At 43.8% G+C, this 26481-nt stretch carries 25 protein-coding genes, 2 tRNA genes and 2 rRNA genes (1 of these 29 only partly in view); 16 read left to right on the top strand and 13 right to left on the bottom strand.

Annotation, left to right across the window (positions count from 1 at the left end; translation table 11 throughout):
- Positions 1-49: 49 nt before the first annotated feature.
- Together folM and folE are read left to right on the top strand one after the other, a co-directional pair.
- A complete protein-coding gene (gene folM / locus ACSLBF_RS00305) occupies positions 50-775 on the top strand; it encodes a dihydromonapterin reductase (RefSeq protein ID WP_440054662.1) in 726 nt (241 codons plus the stop codon).
- 9 nt (positions 776-784) lie between these two features.
- Entirely contained in the window at positions 785-1339 is a 555-nt protein-coding gene (gene folE / locus ACSLBF_RS00300) for a GTP cyclohydrolase I FolE (protein ID WP_440054661.1), read from the top strand.
- Between the two features lie 51 nt (positions 1340-1390).
- Here folE and ACSLBF_RS00295 read toward each other — a convergent pair whose 3' ends face one another.
- Genes ACSLBF_RS00295 through ACSLBF_RS00285 form a run of 3 tightly spaced genes read right to left on the bottom strand, consistent with a single transcriptional unit; the run spans position 1391 to position 4213 of the window.
- On the bottom strand, positions 1391-3049 hold the full coding sequence (locus ACSLBF_RS00295) for a hypothetical protein (protein WP_440054660.1): 1659 nt from the start codon (positions 3047-3049) through the stop codon (positions 1391-1393).
- Positions 3046-3774, bottom strand: a complete 729-nt coding sequence (locus tag ACSLBF_RS00290) for an MBL fold metallo-hydrolase (protein WP_440054659.1) — start codon at positions 3772-3774, stop codon at positions 3046-3048. The genes ACSLBF_RS00295 and ACSLBF_RS00290 overlap by 4 nt, the downstream gene beginning before the upstream one ends.
- A 10-nt stretch (positions 3775-3784) precedes the next feature.
- A complete protein-coding gene (locus tag ACSLBF_RS00285) occupies positions 3785-4213 on the bottom strand; it encodes a YqaA family protein (protein WP_440054658.1) in 429 nt (142 codons plus the stop codon).
- A 134-nt stretch (positions 4214-4347) separates the two neighbouring features.
- On the opposite strand from ACSLBF_RS00285, the gene ACSLBF_RS00280 reads away from it, so the two are divergent.
- A complete protein-coding gene (locus ACSLBF_RS00280) occupies positions 4348-4851 on the top strand; it encodes a TlpA family protein disulfide reductase (protein ID WP_440054657.1) in 504 nt (167 codons plus the stop codon).
- Between the two features lie 97 nt (positions 4852-4948).
- On the opposite strand, the gene ACSLBF_RS00275 is transcribed toward ACSLBF_RS00280, so the two are convergent.
- Positions 4949-8446, bottom strand: a complete 3498-nt coding sequence (locus ACSLBF_RS00275) for a S8 family serine peptidase (protein WP_440054656.1) — start codon at positions 8444-8446, stop codon at positions 4949-4951.
- A 310-nt stretch (positions 8447-8756) separates the two neighbouring features.
- Between ACSLBF_RS00275 and ACSLBF_RS00270 the strand changes: the two genes are divergently transcribed.
- On the top strand, positions 8757-9206 hold the full coding sequence (locus ACSLBF_RS00270; RefSeq protein ID WP_440054655.1) for a c-type cytochrome: 450 nt from the start codon (positions 8757-8759) through the stop codon (positions 9204-9206).
- A gap of 105 nt (positions 9207-9311) precedes the next feature.
- On the opposite strand, the gene ACSLBF_RS00265 is transcribed toward ACSLBF_RS00270, so the two are convergent.
- Positions 9312-9497: a PA3496 family putative envelope integrity protein gene (locus tag ACSLBF_RS00265; RefSeq protein ID WP_440054654.1), complete on the bottom strand. Its 186-nt coding sequence runs from the start codon at positions 9495-9497 to the stop codon at positions 9312-9314.
- A 293-nt stretch (positions 9498-9790) separates the two neighbouring features.
- On the opposite strand from ACSLBF_RS00265, the gene ACSLBF_RS00260 reads away from it, so the two are divergent.
- Positions 9791-10579, top strand: a complete 789-nt coding sequence (locus ACSLBF_RS00260) for a YggN family protein (RefSeq protein ID WP_440054653.1) — start codon at positions 9791-9793, stop codon at positions 10577-10579.
- 4 nt (positions 10580-10583) lie between these two features.
- On the opposite strand, the gene ACSLBF_RS00255 is transcribed toward ACSLBF_RS00260, so the two are convergent.
- Positions 10584-12026: a PLP-dependent aminotransferase family protein gene (locus tag ACSLBF_RS00255; protein WP_440054652.1), complete on the bottom strand. Its 1443-nt coding sequence runs from the start codon at positions 12024-12026 to the stop codon at positions 10584-10586.
- Positions 12027-12131: 105 nt separating this feature from the next.
- Between ACSLBF_RS00255 and ACSLBF_RS00250 the strand changes: the two genes are divergently transcribed.
- Positions 12132-13067, top strand: a complete 936-nt coding sequence (locus ACSLBF_RS00250) for a DMT family transporter (RefSeq protein WP_440054651.1) — start codon at positions 12132-12134, stop codon at positions 13065-13067.
- Between the two features lie 23 nt (positions 13068-13090).
- Here the strand turns inward: ACSLBF_RS00250 and ACSLBF_RS00245 are convergent, their stop codons facing one another.
- A complete protein-coding gene (locus ACSLBF_RS00245; protein ID WP_440054650.1) occupies positions 13091-13939 on the bottom strand; it encodes a diacylglycerol/lipid kinase family protein in 849 nt (282 codons plus the stop codon).
- A 284-nt stretch (positions 13940-14223) separates the two neighbouring features.
- On the opposite strand from ACSLBF_RS00245, the gene ACSLBF_RS00240 reads away from it, so the two are divergent.
- From ACSLBF_RS00240 to ACSLBF_RS00225, 4 genes are all read left to right on the top strand, one after another.
- The gene (locus ACSLBF_RS00240; RefSeq protein WP_440054649.1) at positions 14224-14367 is read left to right on the top strand and encodes a hypothetical protein; all 144 of its coding nucleotides are present in this window, start codon (positions 14224-14226) and stop codon (positions 14365-14367) included.
- A 227-nt stretch (positions 14368-14594) separates the two neighbouring features.
- Positions 14595-14685: transfer RNA gene (locus tag ACSLBF_RS00235), tRNA-Ser, on the top strand.
- 18 nt (positions 14686-14703) lie between these two features.
- Positions 14704-14796, top strand: a tRNA-Ser gene (locus ACSLBF_RS00230).
- 168 nt (positions 14797-14964) lie between these two features.
- Positions 14965-15714, top strand: coding sequence for an MBL fold metallo-hydrolase (locus tag ACSLBF_RS00225; protein ID WP_440054648.1), 750 nt, complete (start codon positions 14965-14967; stop codon positions 15712-15714).
- A gap of 22 nt (positions 15715-15736) precedes the next feature.
- On the opposite strand, the gene ACSLBF_RS00220 is transcribed toward ACSLBF_RS00225, so the two are convergent.
- Complete coding sequence (locus ACSLBF_RS00220) at positions 15737-16861, bottom strand: aminotransferase class V-fold PLP-dependent enzyme (protein ID WP_440054647.1); 1125 nt, start codon at positions 16859-16861, stop codon at positions 15737-15739.
- 2 nt (positions 16862-16863) lie between these two features.
- Complete coding sequence (locus ACSLBF_RS00215; RefSeq protein ID WP_440054646.1) at positions 16864-18039, bottom strand: PrnB family protein; 1176 nt, start codon at positions 18037-18039, stop codon at positions 16864-16866.
- A gap of 138 nt (positions 18040-18177) precedes the next feature.
- On the opposite strand from ACSLBF_RS00215, the gene ACSLBF_RS00210 reads away from it, so the two are divergent.
- Together ACSLBF_RS00210 and ACSLBF_RS00205 are read left to right on the top strand one after the other, a co-directional pair.
- Positions 18178-18642, top strand: coding sequence for an Lrp/AsnC family transcriptional regulator (locus tag ACSLBF_RS00210; RefSeq protein WP_440054645.1), 465 nt, complete (start codon positions 18178-18180; stop codon positions 18640-18642).
- A gap of 35 nt (positions 18643-18677) precedes the next feature.
- Entirely contained in the window at positions 18678-19967 is a 1290-nt protein-coding gene (locus ACSLBF_RS00205; RefSeq protein WP_440054644.1) for an alpha/beta hydrolase, read from the top strand.
- A 1-nt stretch (position 19968) separates the two neighbouring features.
- Here the strand turns inward: ACSLBF_RS00205 and ACSLBF_RS00200 are convergent, their stop codons facing one another.
- The gene (locus tag ACSLBF_RS00200) at positions 19969-20565 is read right to left on the bottom strand and encodes a DUF938 domain-containing protein (RefSeq protein WP_440054643.1); all 597 of its coding nucleotides are present in this window, start codon (positions 20563-20565) and stop codon (positions 19969-19971) included.
- Positions 20566-20727: 162 nt separating this feature from the next.
- On the opposite strand from ACSLBF_RS00200, the gene ACSLBF_RS00195 reads away from it, so the two are divergent.
- The 4 genes from ACSLBF_RS00195 to ACSLBF_RS00180 all read left to right on the top strand — a co-directional run bounded on the left by ACSLBF_RS00195 (position 20728) and on the right by ACSLBF_RS00180 (position 23378).
- Positions 20728-20910, top strand: a complete 183-nt coding sequence (locus ACSLBF_RS00195) for a hypothetical protein (RefSeq protein ID WP_440054642.1) — start codon at positions 20728-20730, stop codon at positions 20908-20910.
- A 154-nt stretch (positions 20911-21064) separates the two neighbouring features.
- Positions 21065-22444, top strand: a complete 1380-nt coding sequence (locus tag ACSLBF_RS00190) for a class II fumarate hydratase (RefSeq protein WP_440054641.1) — start codon at positions 21065-21067, stop codon at positions 22442-22444.
- 74 nt (positions 22445-22518) lie between these two features.
- Complete coding sequence (locus ACSLBF_RS00185) at positions 22519-22995, top strand: hypothetical protein (protein ID WP_440054640.1); 477 nt, start codon at positions 22519-22521, stop codon at positions 22993-22995.
- Between the two features lie 8 nt (positions 22996-23003).
- A complete protein-coding gene (locus ACSLBF_RS00180; protein ID WP_440054639.1) occupies positions 23004-23378 on the top strand; it encodes a hypothetical protein in 375 nt (124 codons plus the stop codon).
- A gap of 43 nt (positions 23379-23421) precedes the next feature.
- On the opposite strand, the gene ACSLBF_RS00175 is transcribed toward ACSLBF_RS00180, so the two are convergent.
- The 3 genes from ACSLBF_RS00175 to ACSLBF_RS00165 form a co-directional block, all read right to left on the bottom strand.
- A complete protein-coding gene (locus tag ACSLBF_RS00175) occupies positions 23422-23607 on the bottom strand; it encodes a hypothetical protein (RefSeq protein ID WP_440054638.1) in 186 nt (61 codons plus the stop codon).
- A gap of 703 nt (positions 23608-24310) precedes the next feature.
- Positions 24311-24425 (bottom strand): 5S ribosomal RNA (rrf, locus tag ACSLBF_RS00170).
- Between the two features lie 116 nt (positions 24426-24541).
- Positions 24542-26481: ribosomal RNA gene (locus ACSLBF_RS00165) — 23S ribosomal RNA — on the bottom strand (it continues 942 nt past the right edge of the window).

Genomic DNA, 26481 nt, shown 5'->3' with positions numbered 1-26481 from the left:
CGCTTCAATAAGCGTATAAAGCACTTAAAAATAAAAAGGTTAGTAAGTTATGAGTCAAGCTAGTGTCTCAACATCCCCAATTTTGATCACTGGTGGGGCGCAGCGTATTGGACTTGCACTGGTAGAGCATTTTATTGAAGCAGGTCAATCTGTCATTATCACGTATCGCACCAGACATGATGTTATCAATGAGCTAGAGCAACGAGGCGTCATTTGTTTGGCCATTGACTTTGATAAACCGGAAGCGGTGGAATTATGTATTCAACAGGTAATGGCCCATACAGAGTCATTACGCGCGATCATTCATAATGCATCAAGTTGGGAACAAGAAGCCGACCACGCGGATTGTGCACAGTTATTTGATAACATGATGCGGATCCACGCAAAAGTCCCGTACTTGCTTAATTTGGGACTTTCGACCTTACTGAATACAGCACCACAAACTGGCGACATCATTCATATCACCGATTATGTCGTCGACAGAGGCAGCCAAAAGCATATAGCCTATGCCGCTAGCAAATCAGCATTGGATAACTTAACACGCTCTTTTGCGGCAAAGCTTGCCCCTAAAGTGAAAGTGAATAGTATCGCGCCATCACTGATTATTTTTAATCAAGATGATAGTGAAGACTATAAAGTGAGAACCTTATCGAAATCGGTAATGGGTATCGAACCAGGCAGCCATGAAATTATCAATGCTGTAGAAATGATTTTACAGAGTAATTATATGACAGGTCGCAGCATTAAGCTGGACGGCGGACGTCATCTGAAATAGAGAAAAATTATGCAGGACAAATTGAAGGCGAGTTATCAACAAATTATTGAAGCCGTAGGTGAAGATAAAGACCGCGAGGGTTTACTCGACACACCAAAACGCGCTGCTAAAGCCATGGAATATCTCACCCAAGGCTATCGCCAAACATTATCAGAGATCACCAATAACGCCGTGTTTAGCTCTGATGCTGATGACATGGTGTTAATCCAAGATATTGAGCTGTACTCAATGTGTGAGCACCACTTATTACCTTTTGTTGGCCGGTGCCATATTGCATATATCCCCAACGGTAAAGTGTTAGGCTTGTCTAAGTTCGCTCGTATCGTCGACATGTATGCCAGACGTTTTCAGATCCAAGAGCAGTTAACACACCAAATAGCCAAAGCGGTTGAAGAAGTAACAGGTGCAAAAGGCGTTGGCGTTATCATTGAGGCAAAACACATGTGCATGATGATGCGTGGTGTAGAAAAGCAAAACTCACAAATGCGAACGTCGGTGATGCTTGGTAATTTCAGGAGCGATTCTAAAACACGAAATGAGTTCTTACAGCTGTTGAAATCATAGAATACCACACCAAGATAACGGGCTCCTTCCCGTTATCTTTTCCGCCTACAACTATCGCAGTAGCTTCCTAATATAGGCCCCCACCAACACCGTTATAAAAATAATTCCGAGCATCGACTCTAACGTCACCAACATGCCCAAAACACCATGCGGTTCAATATCTTGCCACTTGCCAAAAAATGAGCTGATAAAGCTTTGTGCACTGAGGATAAGTGATTGGTGCAGGCTGTGCTTTACATCTGTCAAACAAGAAAACCACACTGCAAAACATATAATCAATAACAGTGAAGAGAAAACAATATTTTTAAGTCGTACTCCCCAACCAAAAACGCCACCAAAAATGGCTCTTTTTAAGCCGCTGGGTTCTGCAGCATCCCGCATGTGAAAGTAAGCGATATCCTCAAGCTCCAGAGCCCCCGAATCTGCATACCATTGTTTTAAAGAACACATTAACTCCTGCTTACTGGTTTGGTCCTGTGGCGTTGAGTTTTCTAATACCTTAAAAGCCTGTGGCTTCAAACCCGTTTGATACCATGGCGCTGGCTTATCTCCTAACAACAAGTTTGCCGGATAAAACAACACGCGACTGGCCACCAAGCGGTGCAGCATCGCATGCTGTAACTTGGACTCAATAAAGCAGTTCTGCGCAACTGACGTCTCGGTTAAATCTAACGTCAATTCGCCATGATTGTCGACAAACCGGAAGTGGCGTCCAATTGAGCTTTTACGCACAGCAAACATACTACCAACACAGGAATCAATAACTAAGTCCGTCGCTACAGAGATGGCATCACACTGTAACTTTGGCACTTTGGTCCGCTCAATCGACATGGCACTGACAACTAGCTGTGCGGCCTCAATATCATGACTAAACTGATAGTCAGCAATCTGTAATCGATTCGCGATGCTGGTGTTGTTAATTTCATCTTGTGCATATAACCCTACGCCGATAGAGAGACGACCAATAGAGGCGGGTTTAGGCACAGCTGCGACTTCTTGAATACCCAGTAACTGTATGCTGCTACCAAAGTGGCCTGCGATGGAAACCTCGTTTTTTATTTGCATCTCATTAAGCCAAAATAAGTCACGCGATCCTTTCACACCAAAATCCAAATAAAGGTTCTGTGCTTTAAGACCACGAAACGACGCACCGCCAGCACCTGAGAAATTACATCCTTCAAGGTGTACATCACCACCTAGCTCACTATTTTTGAGACTAAAGTGCTGTTTAAATTCGCAGTTAGGCATCCAGATATGTCGTTCAACCTGACTGCCAATGAGTCGGCAATTACCTGAAAACGAGCAATGAATAAAAACCAGTTGCGATACGTGCAATGGGGTATCGTCAATCTCAATATCATCAAAATCACAATACATGAAAATGTACTGAGTATGTCTGTCACCTAGATACTCTAGTAGCTGTTGCTGTGATATAGGAACAGATAGCATACGCCCATCTATCAGCGAGTACTGAGAGTTAAACCTAGCGTCAGGTTCAGCGGCAATATACCCAAGCGTCGAGCCTCGCTCACCAATGTGTGTTTGATGCAAATGACAACGATAAACACCATATTCTTCTAACTTTTTTAATTCAAATCCAACCAGCTCTCGCCAATGAACGAAGTGTAGTTCACCAAGCTCATCCTCAAGTATCGCAAACTGCTGATTAATCCTATCGAAATAAACACATTGCGTTGTTGTTTGGATCAAAATGGATACTCCTCACCCTGCTTTGCAAATCCCGCAAATTCACGATTCACAGTATCCAGGTGTTGCCGCCAATGATCTTCATAACTCATCAAGTACATTTTGTTGCGCTGCTCAGGGCTGTAATGGGTTAGCAACGAGTCTAATGTCGCATGAACCGGGTTATAATCACTGAGCGTGACATCATGAAAACAATAATCAAACTCTCTGGTCGCCAAAGTTTCAGGAATAGCGGTAGTATCTGAGGTGTAAACAAGCCTGTTATTCAATGCCATACCAAAGCAAGGTTTACCCGGGGTATGTTGCACAGTGAAAAGGTCATACTGGATGCCATCAAAAGTAAAGCTAGGCTGGTCCAACACCACCACATCAAAATAGTCTTCCAGACAAGCGGACCCCTCGCCTATTTTTGCCATTGAGCCCTTTAGTGTTTGCTCCCAAAGTTCTTCATATAGGCTTGAGTGCAAAAATAATTTCACCTTACGGTTATAGGTAAACTTGCTTTCATATGCGATCCGTTCAAGGCCAAAGACGTGATCACCATGCACATGGGTTATAAAAATGGCATCGATATCCGCGATAGATAGGCCAACGTCACGTAATGCGTATTTGATGGTGTAGCCGCAATCGATAAGTAACCTATACTGCTTACCAACTACCATTGCGTTATTATTGTAATGTTCCATGGCTTCAGAATGTCCGCATCCTAGCATTACTAACTTGTTCATAAACTTCTCCTTATGTGATCACTGCTAGCGCAGCATAAACCACCAACGCATAGCGCATACCTTTTCCTATTGTGACTAACAGTACAAACCAGTCAAACCGTGTTCGTAACACGCCAGCTACTAACGTTAAGGCGTCACCAATCACCGGCAGCCAAGCAAACATTAAACTCCATTTACCGAATTGGTTGAAGGCACGTGTTGCTCGTTCAAGCTGTTTGGGCTTGACCGGAAAAAATCGATGATATTGCCAACGAAGCAGATACCGACCCAGATAGTAGTTGATACAACTTCCCAATACATTGCCAGCCGTTGCGGCGGACCACAACCATAACACTTCCCCTCGACCTTCAACAATCATTGCACTTAGCACAACTTCTGAAGAGGCGGGAAATAACGTCGCAGCTATCAACGCAACAAGAAAAAGCGTGAAATAAATCATAAAGAGGAAAGTAAATAATTGCGCATTATTGCCAAAAACAAGCAGTAATAGATATTAATTCAGCAATATACTGAGTATTATCAATTGGTACAACTTATCCAAATCAACAAAATAAGAACCAACAAGGAAATAAAATGGTCTACTCTTTCAAGGTTATCTCTCTTGGTCTATTGTTCAGTGTCGGATTAACAGCCTGCAATGCCACTTCGCCTGTTCAAAATGATAAAGGATATGAAACCTATATCACCCAAGGTGAGCAATTTAAGCATACCGAGTTAATCGACATTAACGGTAATACTGTCAATATGACAGCTGATAATAAGCTGGTTATTCTCTTTGCAACTTGGTGCTCTGATTCAAGACGATTACTGACCGAACTAAAAAGCTCAACACTGCTGAACAACGATAAACTGACCATCGTCGCCATAGGCCGCGAAGAAGATCAGCAAAAATTGAGTGAGTTTAATAACGAAATGCAACTACCTATTCATTTTGTGGCCGATCCAGATAGGAAAATCTATAGCACCTATGCAAATAAAGGTATCCCGAGAGTGATCGTATTGAACAAGCAAAACCAAGTATTACAAACTCTCATTGGCGAGCAGCCAGATACGCTACAACAAATTAACTGGCAATAGTTAAGCCAAGCTGCAAATAAACGAATTTTCCGACTTTTCAGCGTAATAACTAAAAAGCCCGGTACACCGGGCTTTTGCAAACTGAGTGACACTGAATTTATCGAGTTTTTCTGCGACGCAGCAACGCCAGTGGCGCCAACAATAGACTCAACCAAGCAAGTGGCCCTGATGATCCGCTTGACTCAGGCGCTTTAGGTAACTCAGCTTCCGTATCAGGCACATTGGTTACCATTACCGTAACCGTCGCCTCATTGGACATCCGACCTAAATCATCAACAGCAATGACCACCAGTTCTATTTCATTGGAGCCAATTTCGAAATCTAGCAAGGTACTGTCTGCAACGACGACTTGACCAAGAGTATTGATTGTCACTGACTCCTGCGACTGGGCGCGCAGAACAAACTCTGTAATATCGGAAACAAAGTCTTGTTCAACCACCGAAACTTGACCAATTACTGTGCCATTTGCCGTATTTTCATCAACCGATAATGTGCTATCACTTAATACTGGCGTATTGGGCACCTTATTAAAGTCTTCAGTAGTAACAGGTGTGATCAGTTCAGACAAGTCATTCGTCATCACCGCGAACGGCGTATTCGCATCTATTATCGCGACGTCTCCAGGCGCCAGTACATCGCTAATTTCCTCTCCTTGTATATCCAGGAACCGAGCATTTGCCGTTGCGAAGGTGGCGGAACCAGAAAGCGAATCGGTTTCTGCAGCAATCCCGATAAAGAAATGGCTTTCACCCACTTTAGCTTGCACAGTAATGGTCTTTTCACCGAGATCTTCTTGTGTTAGCCCTATTGCATCCGCACAGGTGGTTAAAGTCACAGTGTCTGAACCTGAAGAATGGAACAGACTAGATGCAGGCGTAGACTCTGGATCCCACTGTGGTTGACCATCTATGATCGGGGCCGATAAAGTTAAGCTTCTACCGGGCACTTCCGCACTGCGACCAACATCATTAATGTTAGCCAGAGCAAAGTCATACACACCGTCATTGTCTATATCTAGGTTTAATTGATACCCCGCCTGACGCAGGTGAGTCAAACGGTCACGCAATTTTATCGAGCCTGTGAACAATAAGTTACTTTCACAGGCTTCTAGTTCATATTCATAAACATTGATAGAACTGGCCAGAATATTAAAGGCTTTATCTTCTTCGCTAACCGCTTGCCCTTCTGCCACAAGCTGATCAGAAACCAGCCCAACACTCGTTGTCCCTTTGTTTGCCAATGATACTTGTACTACCCCATTGACCATTTTGTACTGTTTCTCAAGTACAACCGCAGCCTTGGGTAAAATATGATAAACCAGGTGCATATCGTGGTCAGTGTCCGTATTGATATCGTCAAATATCAATGCGCCATCCATCTCAGACAAAGTGAGGGCTTCACTTCTTCTCTCTATATCGTCTGTCTCCTGCGGGTTGACCAGATCCCAAGCGGGTAATTTACTGGGTTCAATCGTTAAAGTGACATCGAAAGTGGTTGTTTGACCCGCCGCAACGTTGACTTGTGCAGGATACTGCCAGCTGAGCGCGCCACTTTGTGCATCATCTTGATATCTTGCTTCGATGCGCAGCGAATAGCTTTTCGCTACGCCAGAAAAGTTTTTAACGGTCACTTGTTTAGTCAGTGACGTCTGTTTTTCGATTGCTTGAAAGCCAAACGACAGTGCGGCCTGATTTGTATCGTATACAGGTTGCCATACCCAGGCCGCAGCTTGAGTATCAATCGCTTTTTTAACATCGACTAAACCAGCTCCAATCACACTAATAGGTGCCAGTGGCGAATTAGGGTTTGTGCTGAGCGGATCTATGGTGACATTTAAGTCCGCCGTATTCATCAAAGTGGCTTTTACTTCTTCCGCATTTAGTTCGGGTCTAGCATCTCTAACTAATGCCACCGCGCCTGCCGTGATTGGGCCGGAAAAAGACGTACCTGTGGCTGGCGCTAATCGGTTAAACGTTCCTGTAGCAGCAACCATAATATCGATACCTGGTGCGGTGATTTCTGGTTTCAGTAGACCATCCATTGATGGCCCCCGAGATGAGAACCCAGCAACAGCGCTGGCAAGGCTAAAAAACGTTGCCTTGTAATAATAGGAAGCCGCGCCACTTTGCAACTGTTCTTTTAGTGCATTACCGGAATCTAAGCTGATACCAAACGATGGGATAGTAATCGCGCTATTGCTTCCACCCATTGGTGTGGGCGAGCCATCATCAAGAGTATTGGCGATCATTACTAACTCAGCCCCTCGTTGCTGCGCATGTAGTACCTTATCTGTAAAGAGACACACACCTCTGTCAAGCAACACGGCTTGGTTGGTAAAGTCTTCATTCGCGAAGGGGTTCTCACCATTTTCTAGTGCACAGCCAAGTGAGTTACCTTCTGGATATACCAGTGCGTAGTCCTGTTCAGTCACCTCTATCGACTCTGTAGATCCAAAACTCGCGGCTTGTACCACAGCTTCTACACCTGCAATGCGCCCTTCAGCTTCAACATCAAAGGCCTTTGGGTGTGTCATAGCCCCAACCGAGAGGGCATTGGGTGTGGTGCTCGGCCCCCCAACACGGAATGGGTGGTCACCATCATTACCAGCAGAAACCACCACGTTGGTACCTAGTTTAGCAGCTTGGTGAATAAGGTACTGCGTACCACTTAGCCTCTCGGTACTACCAAACTCTCCACCAAGCGACATATTAATTACATCAACGCGATCACTGATATCACCATCACCATTGGGGTCCATCGCAGATTCAAGTGCTGCGATTTGCGCTTCAAAGGGACAATTTTCGCCACATACAGAGTAAACATAAAGCTCAACGCCTGGCGCAATACCAGTAACAGAATGAGATACTGACGTTCCATGCCCAGTAAAGCCTGGATCTGAGCCTGGAAATCTCTCGTCGTTTTCTATGGGATCGTCATCATTGCGAATGTAATCATAGCCACCATAAACTTGCCCCTGGGGCCAGGAAACAGCCGCTGGATCTTGTTGTGCTTCAATGTAAGCTTCCGCGGTTCCAGCTCCACCGAATGCTGCATGGGTATAATCAATACCAGTGTCGAGTACTGCGACCTTTTGGTCAGTGCCAGTATATCCTGCGGCGTTGACAGGGCCTGCCTTGATGTAACCATTAACGTCTGCAACTTGTAGTTCGTAATCAAACAAAGGAAGTATTTTGTCGACACTGGCATCTAGCAGCAGTTTTTCTAAGGCCTCATTATTTGCTTCAACGATTAGTGATGAAGCTAAGATTTTGGTACGACCCAACACTTTCGCTTGTTTATCTAATTGTTTTATCCGTTGTGTTAATTGGTAATGAGCTTGTTCTATGGCGAGAGGTGATGTCGTCGTTACCATTCCCATCACCCCTTGAGTAGCAAGAATTGCAGGTGTTTGCTGCTTTAACACAACTAGGTGAGCCATTCTGCGTTGCGGCATCATTTTGGCCGCTTCCAACGTGGTCTGATTTACCTGCGGGGGAGCGCTACCTTGAGTTCCACGATGCTGAGAGGCGGATGCGCCCACAGAAGCTGCTACGGCAGTCGCTATCGCCGCCGACTTAAGAATATGTCTGGCCATTATTACCTCTGGTTACCTGCTAATTGCTAATTATTGACGTTTACATGAATAAAAAATTACAACCTCCTTAAATATAGAACAAAAAGTCGCCACATAATTTTCTACACCATCAACAATCTAAATAGAAAGACTCACGGTGCTGATAAGCTTGAAAAAGAATATCCAACCAAATGTCAAAATGGCCTCAGTTCACGGGTAAAAATTAATAAAATATCGAAGTCTGGCTCAGGCACTAAACTTAACTATTAAACTTGCTATTTATAAGAAACTTACGTAGAAATTGACTCATCTTTATATAGGGAGTTTTTTAATGAAACGTTTTGTCATCGCCGCGTGCTTGAGCGCAGGTTTTATAACTAGTGTAAGTGCCAACCCAATGTTTGAGTCTGCTGAAGAAGCTATTGAATACCGTAAAGCTAATTTCCAGCTAATCCGTTATCAAATTGGTAACATGGGTGACATGTTAAAAGGCAAAGTGCCATTTGATGCTGAAGTTTTTAAGCAAAGAGCAAATAATGTCGCACAACTTTCTCAGATGCCTTGGGAAGCTTTTATCGAGGGTTCAGATAAAGGCGAGACGGATGCTTTACCTGCTATATGGACAAACCGAGCCGAGTTCGATGGCAAAGCTAAGCAATTCGCTGAATATGCTCAAGCTTTGGCTGTAGCAGCCAAATCTGGAGACAAGGATAAGATCGCACCAGCTTTCAGAAACTGGGCAAAAGGATGTAAAGATTGTCACAAATCATTCAAAGACTAAATCTTATGCCAATCCACCTAGTTACATCGTCAGTTTGAGCGGTTAATCATTAGTATCGATTGGTAGTACTGTACGAATGAAAACAGCCGCATTAGCGGCTGTTTGTCAGTCATCTAGGTAATCGAAATCGTCATCACCTAGATTTTTGCGTAATCTTTTCTGCTCCAGGTAGTCATCAAGCTTTCTCTTGATTTTGCGCTTTTGCTTATCATGTTGATTGCGCCCCAGCTTTTCAAATTCGTCATCTGCAAAGTCATCATCAAGCGCATCGTAAGAAAATGTCTTACCCACAACCCACTCCAAATATGAAATTAAATTTACCATTCGAGTCCAGAGGACTCTTAAGATCACTATTTAGCGCTAAAAAGGCAATCTGAAAAGTGAGAGTTTTTTATTGTTTCAATAAAAATTTTTAATCATTGTTCTATTAATGACTAATTTGACCAACCTTTAGTCAAAACAATCATTGTTTACTGAATCCAATCTCAGCAAGCAAAACCTAATACACTGATATATATATAAATTAACTTTGGCATTAATCTTGACTATTTTCGATTGTACTTGCGTTATTGACTAAGGAATTTATGATGAAAAATATTTTAATCGCAACAGCATTAACCTTAACTACCGCCAATACTATGGCGCATGAAGATAATCACATCACAATTAGTAGTGACAATTGTGCAGTGGAATTCCAGAATGACGTACAAATTTCCCCAGATTTAATCAACATCACCACCGCAAACCAACAGGTTGCAAGTATTTCCAATGCAGGTGTCTTAATCGTTGATGGTAAAGACATCGCACTAAGTGAATCTCAAAGAGCTCTGCTGGCGAAATACAGTGACAATGTGCGCGGTCAACTTCCTCGCGTTGCAGATATCGCCTTCGAGGGCATCGAGATTGCTAGTACCGCCCTAAATGAGGTAGCTACAACATTTAATATCGATAGCCTACAAGGATTAGATTCATTGATCGACGAACTAAAAGGTGATGTGCAAACCACCTTCTATCAAAATGGCTCTTTTGTCATGGGAAAACAAACGTTTGATGAATTTGGTGAGCACTTTGAAAGTGAGTTTGAAGAGAAAATAGAGCAGGCTGTAGAGAGCAGCATGATGCAGTCAATAGGCAGTATTCTTATGGCGATTGGCAGTGAAATAAAAGATGCTAATGGTGATATGAGCCAGTTTGAACAACGCATGGAGAGCTTTGCACAACGTATTGAACAGTCGGTTGAATCACGCGCAAAACACATTGAGCAACAAGCTGAAGGTCTATGTAACGACTTTGCACAAATCGCTTATCTTGAGCAAGATATTGTCAAATCCATCCCTGAATTAAACTCGTATCAGCTTTTCATTTTTAAATAGTTGCTTACAGAATACGGGCGCTAGGCAGTAGCTGGCTTAGCACCCGAATCGCCTTTTCCACGTCTGCTGTCCAGGGTAAGCCGTAACTTAATCGAATACAGCTTTTATATTTGTCGCTAGCACTGAATAATGTGCCCGGCGTAATACTCACACCGGATTCCATAGCGGCATGAAACAGCAAGGCAGCATCGTAGTTTTTTCCTAAGTCAAGCCACACAACGCACCCACCTTGGGGCATACTCACCCTTACCTGCTCACCAAACGCTTGCTTTACCGCAGCAATCATTTTTAGTTTATTTTCTTGCAATCGTTTGCGTACCAAGCGCAAGTGCCGATCATACTCTCCCGAACTTAAAAAATCAGCCAAAACCCATTGGTTCATTAATGATGATGAACAACTCAACGCCCGCTTTATCCGTTTCACTTTCTCGGTATATTGACCAGCCACCAGCCAGCCCACTCGATAACTCGGCGCTGCAGTTTTCGAAAATGACGAGCAAGTGATCACCAGTCCTTTTTTACTGAAGCACTGTGCGGGTTTACCACGCTGAGTCGTGAAATGTAGGTCGCCATAAACATCGTCTTCTATCAATACGATGCCTCGTTCCTCAAGCATATCGACAAGCTGCTCACGTCTATCATCCGGCATAAAACTGCCCAACGGATTGCTGATGCTAGTTGAAAAAACACAGGCTTTGATTTTGTGCTTGGAAATAGCTTTGGCCAAATCATCTAACCAAATCCCATCATCTGGACAGACGGGGATCTCAATGGCCTTTAACCCTAAGTTTTCGATGAGTTCGATAATGCCAAAGTAGCAAGGTGATTCGATGGCAACAACATCGCCGGCGGAAGTGACCGACTGCAAAGCAATGGCCAACGCTTCTTGTGCACCATTAGTGATCACTAACTCACTTAAATCAACCCCTAAGCCCATGTCTAGATAACGATGAGCGATTTGTTTTTTTAGTCTGTCAAGACCATCCATCGGACCATAATTTAACATTTCGCTGCCCGCAAGCTTCATCGCGCGGCGCATTAACTTTGCCAATATGTCTTCAGTGCTGGCAACGGCGATCGGGTTAGCAATACCCAAAGGAACAGCATGTTTTCGATGGATGCCATCATACACTTGTTCTATCAGTGCTTGCTTATTTACCACTACAGGGGTGGTAGTCATGCGAGTCCTTTTTGGCAGCGACTTTTCCTGCGCGTGATTAAGATAATAACCACTCTTTTCTTTGGCGATGATCTTTCCCTGCGCTTCCAATTGCTGATAGGCCTGCTTCACCGTCGGAATACTTACCGAAAGGTTGTTTGCCATGACTCTAAGTGACGGCAACTTCTCCCCGGGTAGGAGCACTTTCTGCTCTGCCATATTTAGCACCATGTTTATCACTTGCTGATATAAATAATTGGCATCTTGTCGTTGGATAGCTACACTCATCACTTCCAGATCTGTACAGGTCGAATTTATTAGTTTCTGTATATAGCATATACAGAAAAGCAAGGTAAACTTTCTACTCAACTTTTTATCTTGGCGCTGTACACAATGAACAACATACTACTCTATGTGATGACCGTATTAATCTGGGGCTCTACTTGGCTCGCTATTGAATTTCAGCTTGGTGATGTCAATGAGACGGTTTCACTGTTCTATCGCTTTGGTCTCGCCGCACTTTGTATGTGGTTATACGTACTTCACAAAAAGATATCGATGCGCTTTAATTTGGTAGATCACGGCTTTTTTGTACTCTTGGCCGTATGTAATTTTGGTGCAAATTATTTGCTGCTGTATTGGGCGCAAGCGCATTTAACTTCCGCGATGGCATCTATTGCATTTTCTCTGCTGCTGGTTTTCAACATCATCAATACACGCATATTCTTTGGCAAGCCAATAGCTAAACGAATTTACTTTGGTGCGACTATGGGATCTTTGGGTATTGTGAGCCTATTTTGGCACGATTTAGTGGCCTTTGACCTGCAAAGCTCCGCGTTTCTTGGTTTGTGTCTAGCATTGATTGGTACTGTCATTGCCTCGCTGGGCAACATGGTTAGCGTGAGAAACTCAAATAGAGAGATCAGCGTACTTGCCGGTAACGCTTGGGGCATGCTGTATAGTGCCATCCTACTCGCGAGTTTTATTTCTTTCAGCGAGCATTCGTTTTTCAATAGTGCACCTGCATCGTATTGGTGGTCGCTGGTTTATTTAAGTGTATTTGGCACGGTGATAGCGTTTGCAAGTTATTTTTCATTGCTAAAAAATATCGGTCCAGAAAAAGCCAGTTATTTAATCGTCTTATTTCCGTTTGTTGCTGTCATTTTGAGTACGCTGTATGAAGGCTTCGTGTGGCAAAGTAATACCTTTATCGGCTTTGTATTGGTGATTGTGGGTAATGCGGTGGTGCTCACCCCAATGCATAGAATAAGCGCTTGGTTGTCCCCGTCATTACCTCAACCCGCGGTTAGCAACGAGGCAAAACCCTAACAATTGACATAAGAAAAGCACGATCATGCTGATGGTGCTTTTTTTAGCTTTATGCGCCCTCGGTGACATTCAAATCTAGCGGGCGTCACCCCAACGATTTCACCATCAGCCTCAATAGTCAGTCCCTTGGTGGCGATAAACGTCTGCTGACAAGACTGATGTTTTATCCAGGGAGTATTAAGATGCGATTTTAGTACTAGCCTCAAAAACAGCAGGCAGCGCTGCCATTTTGAACGTGGTGTAAACCACAACTGCTCTAATCGACCACTGCTCAATGATGCCATTGCCGCAGGCTCAATGCCGGCAGCAAAAAATCGGCCATTTGCGACAAGCATCATCATGCATTGGCGTGTCTGCGAGGTGTTATCATCAACCACTATATTTGGCGCAAAAAACAATGCTTTGGCGCCAGCAAAGATATAACTAAGCTTTCCAAACCGCTTCCCGGTTTGCAGACTATCAACAACATGTGCGTTAAACCCAACTCCGGCAATATTTATAAACCAACGCTGGTTTACTCTGCCAACATCGACTTGCTCCACAGCATCAGAAAACACCGCTGCACGCCACTGCTCAGTGCCATATAAAAATTGCCGACAAAAATCATTGCCCGTGCCAGCAGGCAGTATTGCTAGCTGACAGTCAAGTTCTGCTATCGCGTTAACGACTAAATGAATCGTGCCATCTCCACCGATGACAACAACTTGTTCGGTGTGTTTTGCTAATGTACAGATCGCTTTTTTGTCTTGTTCAAAGATGCCAGAAGTAAAAAACCACCTTACAGACAGCTTTCTTTTAAGCAATTCGGCTTTCAACCACGTTTTATACAACTCTGTCTGCCGATTTTGTTCCGGCTTAACAACCACCAACATAAAAAACCCAATTAGCAAAAAATCATTTTATCTGAATAAAAAGTCAAAACTCTTTACTCTCATTCATCCAAACATTCATAAACACCTGAAAAAAATATAAAAGCATGCCTGTTTATAAAAAATCATTTATGAATAAAAATTCAAATCCAATATCTATCACAAGACTAAAAAGCACAAATGCATTAGTTTATTTTATCCGAAAACTATAATTTTTATCGTTGTTAAATTAAACAATCTGCATGCAAAATAAACATGTAATCAATAGACAAACTTAGGAGTCAGACATGCTTAATTCAGCTGCACCTTGCAGCCCTTCAACAACGACGCTTAGCGAAAACAAAGACACAAAACCTCGTTTCAACTGGTCATTATTACTGACGCGAATGGGCCAACAACTTTCGCTAAAAAACGTCGTTATGTATAAGTAAATCTGACTTGGGCATAGCGCTGCTATGCCTTTCTCTACATGGCACACCCACATCATAAGATGTTGATATTTTCGCCGTTTATGGCTTTTATTTAGCACTTCTGCAAGTCACATTTCCAGCAAAAATCTCTGCTTAGACAAAAAAAACCAAAATTTAGCGCATTTTTTAAGCAAACGATCTAAAAACGGTTTACAGCCGCAAGTTCGCTAAGTATTATCTTTGCCCATGGAGAGATGGCTGAGTGGTTGAAAGCACCGGTCTTGAAAACCGGCATACGTTAATAGCGTATCTAGGGTTCAAATCCCTATCTCTCCGCCATTTTTAAAGTTTTGCGTCGGAGAGGTGGCCGAGTGGCTGAAGGCGCTCCCCTGCTAAGGGAGTATAGGGTTTGTAGCCCTATCGAGGGTTCGAATCCCTCCCCCTCCGCCATCACTTATAGAGAAACCGCTTAATTGCGGTTTTTTTATGTCTATAATTCCCGCTTTTCTGTTGTTTCTGATGCACCAAATTCCACCTTCATCCCTAGATTTACTTCCATCAACTGGTCTGACATGTTATACCGTTTAGTGTTAAAACATTGGCTGAAGGTTTTCTCCCATGCTCAAAATCCACGAAATTGAAGGCTATATTCAAACTATATATCTGGTTGAATATACTGATAGGCTGCTGCTATTGGATGGCTGCTGCCGTGCTGATGTCGACACTATTTGCAATTTCATCCAACAACAACTCTGTCGACCACTTACGGACCTCAAACTTATCGTGGTAACACATATGCATCCAGATCATGCAGGAGGAGCTCACGTTCTCAGAAAGCGCACTCAAGCGAAAATCGCCACCGGCAATGCTCCTAGTCATTGGTATCGAGGTCTTGATGGCATGCTCATGCATTTATCAGATATGGCATTGGCGTTGTGGGTTGCCAAGCGAAAGAATAAGCCTAAAAAAAACCTTTGGTATTCAAGAAAGCTCAAACCGGATATTTATTTGCCTGACAATGCCCAACTACCCGAATTTAGCGATTGGCGAGCACTCCATACTCCTGGACATACCGACCGAGATATTAGTTTACTCCACGAGCCATCCAATAAAATTTATGTTGCCGACCTCATGGTAAAAGTAAAAGGCCAGTTAGTTGCTCCCTTCCCTGTCTTTTATCCAAGGCTTTATCGACGTTCATTAAATAGAATCGAATCCCTAGAACCTACTGCGGTGATCCTGGCACATCATGGAGAACTTACTTTCCAAAGTATCGATTTTGGCAAACTGTTAAAAAGCGCTCCTAAGCAACCAATGACACACTGGCGTTCAGTAAAAAAGAAAACCAAGCGCGCGCTTGGTTTTTGATAGCATAGTCAAATAAAGGTTGTTATTCTTCAACAACCTGTTTAACCACTGTAATAAATGCGTCAATATCCGCCGATGTGTTATAAATGTGGGGAGAAACACGAATACCCGAACTTCTCGCATCAACCGACACATTTTGTGCGTTTAGGGCTGCCAAAATATCGGTTTGTTGCGCTGCAAAATCCAAAATCGCCGTACCCGAACACAATGAAGGTGACATCGGTGAGACATAATACGCTTTCAACTCAGTCTGTAATTGAGACAATAACGCCAAGTTGTGACTGCGCACCTGCTCAATACCCAACTCTGCAAAATATCCCAGACTGTGACCAGCAAAGACAAATGGGGCGACTGAAGGCGTCCCCCCCCAAAAGCGTAATGCGCTATCGTGATAGGCAAAATGATGAATATCAAACTCGAAAGGATTCTGGTGCGAAAACCAACCCACATCTTTTACTTGGCAATAAGGTAACACCTCTGCGCTTACCCATAAAAAGCCCGCCCCTGGACCACCACAGCTCCACTTTACGCTAGAACCAATGACACAATCGACATTCCAACGCTGCAAATCAATAGGCAATACCGACAACGACTGAGCAACATCAACGATTACACGACATCCCATAGCTTTCGCATGCTGCGCAATATGTTCAACAGGCGCCTGATGACCTGTATTAGAGTACACCTGACTCACAAACACCCAGTCGATTGTTTCATCTATGTAGTGTTTCCATACCTCAACGTCCGACGGCGCTTCAGATTGGGGGATGTAAACAACCTCAATGTTATCGAGGGCTTGTTGAAATACAAACCCCATACTCGGAAAGTCATGTTCAGTCATCAACACTTTAACTTTACGCAAATTGCTTTCAGGCAGGCTCATCACCCACTTAGTTAAGGCTGAGGATAAATTGGTTTGCGGACAAAGTAACCGCGCTTCAGTATTTAGTAATCGTGCTAAGTTACCAGTGAAACGCTCAATTGCTGGTAGCCAACTTTGCCAAGGTTCTTTAACTGATTCACTCCAAGGCACCATAAAATGTTGATTAAAGTCAGCCTGCGCTGTTTTTAAACAGCGACCAACCGAGTGGCTGAGCAGATAATGCCCATGAGGCAAACAAAAGTCTGCAGCAATACTCTTAGACATTGTTACTCTCCTGATAATGCAGCGCGTAGCCGTTGTAAGTCATCATAACGCGTATAAATGTCCTCTCTTTTTGCAGCTGCTCGTCTGTCTCTTAGATTAGAAAGGTCTCTCAGCAGCACTTCTAACGGCGGACCACTGGCCGTGACCTTATCCATGTGTTGCTGCTGCATGTGCTGTGAAGGCTTAGCAATGTATTTATCCACTAATTGGTTATGATGTTGAATCGCTGTATCACCGTGTAATTTACACACTTGCACAAACAGCTTTGCTGCCTCATCAAACCACTCACCACGCGGACCTTCCAGTGCCTGCAAAAAAGCATCCATCAGGTTTGGCGTACGCATACATTCTCGCAGTGTTGCTTGATCTTCAGGCATCATATACAAGAACTTTTCAACTAGCATCTGACCATAGCTAATGTCATTTGCCGGACATAAGCCTAGCATCATATCGATCACATTAATGCCTGCAAAGTCACCGGCATTAGCACCTCGATAGACTTCTTTACCCACGCGATAAGGTTTGTAATAAGGTCTAACAACATAGAAGAATGCATCGGTATCTAGGCGAGAGAACAACGTCTGGTTAGATTCAATAACGTCCAATAGCGCACGCTTGAGCTGCTCTAATAAATCCAGAGACATTGGGTGAGAGATCCCCAGATGATGTACTTTCATCAACGCTTCAGCGCCACGCTTATAGGCTAAAATTGCTCGCGTGTTGTAGTCCACAAACAGCTTTTCAGCAGGATGAGAGGTAAAGCGTTTATAAACTCCATTTATGGCTTTATTGTGAGTCGTTAGATGCGCTGTTGCAAAGCGCGGAGTGACGCCTATCGACGCACCAATATGCATAGCTAGCGCCGAGGCATCTTGTAATGGTGAACAACGCTCTCTGCTCGGTTCGGTAATTTCGTGGCGACGACAAGCCGCCATATATAGCCCCACATTACCAAGCAAGTCAAATGCTTGCTCAAACCCTTCATCGGTGTTGCCTTCAGCGAGTAAAGCACGGATATAAGATTCTCCTTGCTCAACAAGCTCTACTTTTAATGCATCTCCTACACCTTGCACATTGGCTTTATCCTCTTGCTGCCAATATAGTGCTTCTAATTCATCGTTAATCTCAACAAAAGAAGTTCTGATCCAAGTATCAAACTGTTGCGATAAAGTACTCATGCAATGTACTCAAACTTAATCCACATTAAAGATAAGAGTAACAAACGCCAGCTAACAAAATTTGCTAAATTCTAGACTTTAATAAACAATGAATAGCAACATTCACCAAATAATCAAAAAAATAACACAGATTTCACTATGGAAAAGTTTGATTCCAAAGATATAACCTTGCTTAATGCACTTCAAGGTAATGCCAGGCTCAGCAACTCCGCCCTTGCTGAACGAGCAAATTTGTCTGACACCCCCTGCTTAAGAAGAATTAAGCGACTTGAAGAGTCAGGAGTAATCGTTGGCTATCACGCCGCTATCAATAGAGAAAAAGTGGGTCTCAATGTCTTGGTGTATGTTTTTGTGCGTTTAAATGAAAACAGCGAGAAAGCCGCTAATTTATTTGAAAGTCACGTAGAAAACTTAGCCCATGTGCTCAGTTGCTCGGTCGTGTCTGGAAGCTATGACTATTTGCTGGAAGTGATTGTCGAAGATTTGCCAAGCTACGAGCAGTTTGTAAAACACCGGTTAGGCGACTGCGGGGTAATCTCTGCCATTGAATCTACCATTGTTTTAAAGCAAACCTTTTCTCGTAATCAATTGCCAATAAAATAAGTGTTGGTAGCTAAATAATAAAAAGGATAACAAACATGGCTCGTGTACTTAATGCGCTGGTTTTAGCATTTAGTTTTAACCTACATGCGGCAGTAGACTGTCTCTCGCCCTTGATAGATCTACAATCGTTCCAAAGTCATAAAGAACAGGGTACGTATCGTTTTGCGATTGAACAAGGTCCTGCGGCTGTCAGTGTTAACGATTCTCTGCCATTTAGTGAATACCTCAAGGCAACAAAAGATCTTATTGCTCAACGTAATCCCAGGGCAACTCAGCCTTGTCCAATCGTAACCGAAATGGCTAAAGCACTTGGCTACCACAACCCTATCGTTGCGGATTTAGTCGCCCCTTTTGAGCTGCTACACGAACAAAATAGCAAAGCAGCTCTTCTTATCCATGGGCTCACTGATTCTCCTTTTACTTATCACGACCTCGCATACTCTTTGTATCAACAAGGATTTAATGTGCGAACGCTACTTCTGCCCGGACATGCAACCGCGGCTAGTGATTTAACTGAAGTGAACTATCAGCAATGGATAGACCATGTAGATTATGGTATCAGTCGCACCAGCAAAGATTTCCAGCAGATAGTGGTTGTTGGGTATTCAACTGGTGCGGCATTGGCACTAAGCTCATTAGCTAAATCACAGCCTGACAATCTAAAAGCATTGGCACTGATTTCTCCGGCGACTGAACCACATAATAAGCAAGGATGGGCAGCTAAATGGATTGACTTCATTCCATTTATTAACTGGATTGATGAAGATGCCGATGTAGATTTTGCCAAGTATGAATCGTTTCCTTGGCATGGTGCGACCTTGGCACATCAAGCAATGGCCCCATTACAAAAGCTACAAAAGCTGCCTACTGTACCAACCTTCATCGCCTTCAGTGATGTTGACGCAACCATCGACAATAGCGCAACGCAAGCTATGCTAGCCAACTGGCAAAATCAGCAGCCGAAAACTAAGCCACCACTCACTAAGCTGATTTACAGTGAGGCACATAAGCCTGCTTGGAGCAATGGTACAGACTACCGTAAAGTTAAGCGAAGCAATATTATCGATATGTCACATATCGGCTTATTACAAAGTCCAACTCACCCATACTATGGTAAAGAAGGACATTACCGTAATTGTACCAGCTACCATCTAGATAATGACAAGTATCAAGCGTGTCGTTTCAGTAAAGCTGTATATTTTGGTGAACGTCACAAGCTAAATATGAGTCAATATTTTCCGCTTGCACGGTTAACTTTTAATCCTGATTATGTGTACTTTAGCCAAGCACTTGATGCTTTTTTCACAGCAGCAACGAGCCCCTAAGCTAAGTTTTACGCAATATTAATAAGCGATTGTTAGCCGGCATAGTGTGATCGCCAATCAGCGCTAAGCCGGCTCGCTGTGCAAGTGCCACAATCCATTCTTGATCACGAATGCCACTGAATTGGCTTTTCGTCTTAAGAAAAGCATCAAATGCTGCATTACTATCGCTAGTAAACTGCCCCTGATAGTTAAAGGGTCCATAAATGACCACCAGTCCGCCTTCAACCAAATGCTGCGCGACCTCAGCAAAAAACCGTTCTACCAACGACGTTGAAACAATATGTAAAGTATTCGCGGTATAAACAAGTTGATATCGCTGCTTCACGGGCCACGTGTACTGCAAATTTAACTCTATTGGTGGCTTGATATTGGTTGCTTGGCTTTCATTCAACCACTGCAAAATTCCAGTATGGTTTTCTGCTAAATCAGCGGTTTGCCAGATTATATCTGGAAACTTTTCAGCGAAATACACTGCATGTTGACCGGTTCCAGAACCCACTTCTAATACATGATCGCCGGAACGAATAACCTGTTTGAGCTTCTCTAAAATAGGGTTCTTGTTATTTTCACATGATTGCGAAAAAGGTTTATCTGACATTGCTGCACCACGATGATCAAAATAAGTGACTTAATGATGCAATAATGAACATTCAATCTGCTAAGTCAACATGTTGTCTATTTTAACTCTTTGAAAAATTTATTAAGTTTATTTTGGTATGAGAGATGCTATGTTTAAAGTGTCGGTCACAGGAGAAGCAAGATGAAAATATCCGAAATCACACATATGCCAGCACAACAAAAAAGTTCTGGGGTTATTGATAAAAAACGAAAGAACCTACTCAAGCAGAGCCGCAAATATAAGCAAGAAATTGCTGATTTGATGGCCTCTCAAGATCAGGAAAAAGAGCACTCTGAACAGCAGTATTTGCTAGGCTACAACTAATGTTCAAGCAGCAACAATACGGCTTAGGAGATACCCTGATCTCCTAAACCGTATTGAGATTAATTGTATTGCAAACTATATACATCCCACCACGCATATATACTTGATACCATCAACTAAATTGTTTCGTTAAACAGTAAGGACAGCTCAACGCATGAATAACTTCAGAACTGAATCAGATAGCCTAGGCAGTCTACAAGTACCTAAAAACGCACTTTATAAAGCGCAAACACAACGTGCAATCAATAACTTTCAAATTAGCTCGCTTAAAATGCCAGCAAAATTTATAAATGCATTAGCACTGATAAAACAAACAGCCGCTGAAGCTAATCAGCAACTAGGACTATTAAGCGCTGAAAAAACGACAGCAATTACTATCGCAAGCCAATCAATTATCGATGGTAAGCATTATGAACATTTCCCAGTTGATGTATTTCAAACTGGCTCAGGTACCAGCAGTAACATGAATGCCAACGAGGTCATCGCAACGCTTGCAAGCCAAGCCAGTGGGGTACCAATTCATCCTAACGATGATGTTAATATGGGACAAAGCTCCAATGACGTTATTCCAACAGCGATTCATATTAGCAGCGCCATTGGTGTATTTACCGAGCTGCTACCTGCACTTGAGCATTTGGAAGAAACCATCAATAAAAAATCACGAGAGGTCGGCCACCACATTAAAACTGGTCGCACACACCTAATGGATGCCATGCCTGTGACTTTTGCACAAGTACTTAGTGGCTGGCAGTCACAAGTAAGTAGCGCCAAGAATGCAATTCAGCAAGCGACGGATCCATTGTGTGAGTTAGCACAAGGCGGCACTGCTGTAGGAACAGGAATAAACGCAGATCCTGAGTTTGCAAAGGTTTTCAATGATCTATTAAGCCATAAACTCACTTTTCCATTCAGTCCTAGTCATAATTTTTTCGCCAGTATTAGCTCACAGGACTCTGTTATTGCATTGTCAGGACAACTAAAGACACTGGCGGTGGCTCTGATGAAAATTGCCAATGATCTACGCTGGATGAATTCAGGGCCTTTGGCGGGGCTAGGTGAAATTGAGCTTGAAGCGCTTCAACCTGGTTCTTCAATCATGCCAGGGAAAGTAAACCCAGTGATCCCTGAAGCGGTAACAATGGCAAGCGCGCAAGTAATGGGCAACGATACCACCATAACCATCGCAGGCCAATCTGGTAATTTTGAGTTGAATGTCATGCTACCTGTGATTGCGTTTAATATATTACAAAGTATAGAAATACTAACCAATACGTGCAGGTCACTTGCAGATAAGGCCATCGCAACTTTCAAAGTGAGAGACGACAACATAAAGCAAGCACTCGCCAGAAACCCGATTCTAGTTACCGCCTTAAATCCCATTATTGGCTACGAGAAAGCAGCCCAGATAGCAAAACAAGCCTATGCCGAGAATAGAACAATTATTGAGGTTGCAGCAGAATGTACTGATCTCACAGAGCAAGAATTAGCTAAACTCCTTGATCCAAAAATGCTGACCCAAAGTCAAAAAAACTAGCTGGTATATCAGCCTTGCTATTCTGCAGCCATTTGCGTAACGTAAAAAAACACTCACACAACATGTAAATCACTATGAAAAAGATCGCTTTGTATTTGTTTACGATAGCTGCCTTAACGGCTTGTCAAACCGATGTCAGCTCTAATGACGAACATCAAACCTCCGCTGAGAACACTGAAAGTACAGCTAACAGTGCTGAGCAACAATCTGCAAGCAAGTTGCTGAAAGATGTATCACAAGACGATATTGGTAAGGCAATGGCAGCATTAGAACTGTTGGTTGAAAATAAACACTGTGACAATGATAACCAGTGTAAGGTGATAGCTGTGGGCAGTCGGGCTTGTGGTGGACCTTCATCTTATCACGTGTTCTCAACCCAAAATGGCAATGTTAAAGAGATCACTGCGCAAGCAGAAGCCATTACCAAGTTGGAGAGTCACTATAATGCACAAAAGCAAATGATGAGTATCTGCCAACACTTGGCTGAGCCAAGTACACAATGCTTGAATAATAAATGTGTTAAACTCGAAGGAAATCAGTCGGTTTATTAGGAGCTTCAATGAAAAAATCGGTTTTGGTTGCGTTTTCACTTGCGTGCATAATAGTACTTCCAGCATGTGAAACGTCCTTTTCAGTACCGACTAAGCAACAAGGTACACTGCAGCAATACCTGAGTAACAAAGGCTGTGATGCGAGTTTTCAGTGCCGAGTTATCGCTGTTGGGTATCAACCTAACTGTGCGAGCCCTAGAGAGTATCTAGTATATTCAACAAAACACAATGACGAAGTAAAAGTCGAAAGTCTGGCGAAATCAATCACAGATAACGAGCAACGAGCGGGCACGATTGGCAGCAGCGCATGTAGTACGCCAGTCCCTGTTCAATCACTTTGTATTGAAAATACTTGCCAGCCAGTACCTGTATATTCAAAGTAGCTCGGCTAAAGTCGAGCGCCCTCCCTCACTCATCTCAACAAAATTACTTAATTAACTCTAAAACAAGTGAGAAGAACATAATAAGTGCTGCACATATTGCCGCATTCAACATAAATCGAGATTCAACTTGTTTCTTCACCCAATAACTATAAATAAAGCGCACGAAATAAGAAGCTGCAGTTCCAAACAATGCAAAGATCACTAGCAAAAAAATAAGATATACCGACACTAAAACACCAGACCGTTTTTCTCCATAGTAACGCGTCTGGAAAAGAAGGCATAGTGCGACATGAGATCCATATCGCCACTCGACGATTAATCAAAGAAACATCGCAGCCAAATTGTCTTCCGTCGGATAGCGCTGCGCTTATACCGACCTACTTGGTGTGGTGATGAAAGTATTTTGGTAGGTTGGAAAAGCGAAGCGCCTTCCAACATGGTCAGGTTTGGTAAAGACAAAAAGCAAAAAACCCGACTCTTTCGAATCGGGTTTCTCTTATAAGGCCCTGGCGATGTTCCGTTCTTTTAAATAGAGAGCACATGGCAGCTGCCACACTATCATCAATTGCTACATTGGTTATCGTTGTTTGACGTCGGATGGCGCTGCGCTTATGCCGACCTACCAGGTGTGGTGATGAAAATATTTTGGTAGGTTGGAAAAGCAAAGCGCCTTCCAACATGGTCAGGTTTGGTAAAGACAAAAAGCAAAAAACCCGACTCTTTCGAATCGGGTTTTTCTAATAAGGCCCTGGCGATGTTCCGTTCTTTTAAATAGAGAGCACATGGCAGCTGCCACACTATCATCAATTGGTACATTGGTTATCGTTGTTTGACGTCGGATGGCGCTGCGTTTATACCGACCTACGTAATATTTTTGATAAGTGTAAACGCAAAAAAACCCGACTCTTTCGAATCGGGTTTCTCTTATAAGGCCCTGGCGATGTTCTACTTTCACATGGCAGCTGCCACACTATCATCGACGCTGTTTTGTTTCACTTCTGAGTTCGGCATGGGGTCAGGTGGTTCCAAAACGCTATGTTCACCAGGAAATTCTGTTCATCAACAAGCATCCGCTCATCGATATAAAATCTGGAAAGCTTAATTAAATTCTTCGTCTACTTCAGTTTCATCAACTTCTGTCGCTTAAACCACTTTGGCGTTGTATGGTTAAGCCTCACGGGTAATTAGTACGAGTTAGCTTAATGGCTCACACCACTTCCACATCTCGCCTATCAACGTTGTAGTCTTCAACGGCCCTTTAGTGGAGTCGAACTCCAAGTGAGAACTCATCTCGAGGCTCGCTTCCCGCTTAGATGCTTTCAGCGGTTATCGATTCCGAACGTAGCTACCGGGCAATGCAATTGGCATCACAACCCGAACACCAGCGGTTCGTCCACTCCGGTCCTCTCGTACTAGGAGCAGCCCCTCTCAATTCTCAAACGCCCACGGCAGATAGGGACCGAACTGTCTCACGACGTTCTAAACCCAGCTCGCGTACCACTTTAAATGGCGAACAGCCATACCCTTGGGACCGACTTCAGCCCCAGGATGTGATGAGCCGACATCGAGGTGCCAAACACCGCCGTCGATATGAACTCTTGGGCGGTATCAGCCTGTTATCCCCGGAGTACCTTTTATCCGTTGAGCGATGGCCCTTCCATTCAGAACCACCGGATCACTATGACCTACTTTCGTACCTGCTCGACGTGTCTGTCTCGCAGTTAAGCTTGCTTCTACCATTACACTAACCGTACGATGTCCGACCGTACTTAGCAAACCTTCGTGCTCCTCCGTTACTCTTTGGGAGGAGACCGCCCCAGTCAAACTACCCACCAGGCACTGTCCTCAACCCCGATTAGGGGCCTAAGTTAGAACATCAACACTACAAGGGTGGTATTTCAAGGTCGGCTCCACAGAAACTAGCGTCTCTGCTTCAAAGCCTCCCACCTATCCTACACATGTAGGGTCAATGTTCAGTGCCAAGCTGTAGTAAAGGTTCACGGGGTCTTTCCGTCTAGCCGCGGGTACACAGCATCTTCACTGCGATTTCAATTTCACTGAGTCTCGGGTGGAGACAGCGTGGCCATGGTTACACCATTCGTGCAGGTCGGAACTTACCCGACAAGGAATTTCGCTACCTTAGGACCGTTATAGTTACGGCCGCCGTTTACCGGGGCTTCGATCAAGAGCTTCGCATACGCTAACCCCATCAATTAACCTTCCGGCACCGGGCAGGTGTCACACCGTATACGTCATCTTACGATTTTGCACAGTGCTGTGTTTTTAATAAACAGTCCCAGCCACCTGGTCACTGCGGCTCTCGTCTGCTTACGGAGCAAGTCCTTCACAAACAAGAGCGTACCTTCTCCCGAAGTTACGGTACAATTTTGCCTAGTTCCTTCACCCGAGTTCTCTCAAGCGCCTTAGTATTCTCTACCTGACCACCTGTGTCGGTTTAGGGTACGATTCAGTATGAACTGAAGCTTAGAGGCTTTTCCTGGAAGTAGGGCATCAACAACTTCGCCACCTTAGTGACTCGTCTCGACTCTCAGCCTTAGCGACCCGGATTTTCCTAAGTCACCAGCCTACAGCCTTTCACATGGACAACCAACGCCATGCTTGCCTAGCCTGCTCCGTCCCCCCATCGCATTCATACCGAGTACGGGAATATTAACCCGTTTCCCATCGACTACGCTCTTCAGCCTCGCCTTAGGGGTCGACTCACCCTACCCTGATTAACATGGGATAGGAACCCTTGGTCTTCCGGCGGAGGAGTTTTTCACTCCTCTTGTCGTTACTCATGTCAGCATTCGCACTTCTGATATGTCCAGCATGCCTCCCGGCACACCTTCAGCCACTTACAGAACGCTCCCCTACCCCGCGAACTAAGTTCGCAGCCGTAGCTTCGGTGGTATGTTTAGCCCCGTTACATCTTCCGCGCAGGCCGACTCGACTAGTGAGCTATTACGCTTTCTTTAAAGGGTGGCTGCTTCTAAGCCAACCTCCTAGCTGTTTTAGCCTTCCCACATCGTTTCCCACTTAACATACACTTTGGGACCTTAGCTGACGGTCTGGGTTGTTTCCCTCTCCACGACGGACGTTA

Origin of the sequence: Pseudoalteromonas sp. T1lg65, assembly GCF_051930985.1 — a bacterium.
In the GTDB taxonomy this organism is placed as follows: Bacteria; Pseudomonadota; Gammaproteobacteria; order Enterobacterales; family Alteromonadaceae; genus Pseudoalteromonas.
The sequence above is the reverse complement of the archived record's forward strand: the minus strand, read 5'-3'. Positions and strand labels throughout refer to the sequence as shown.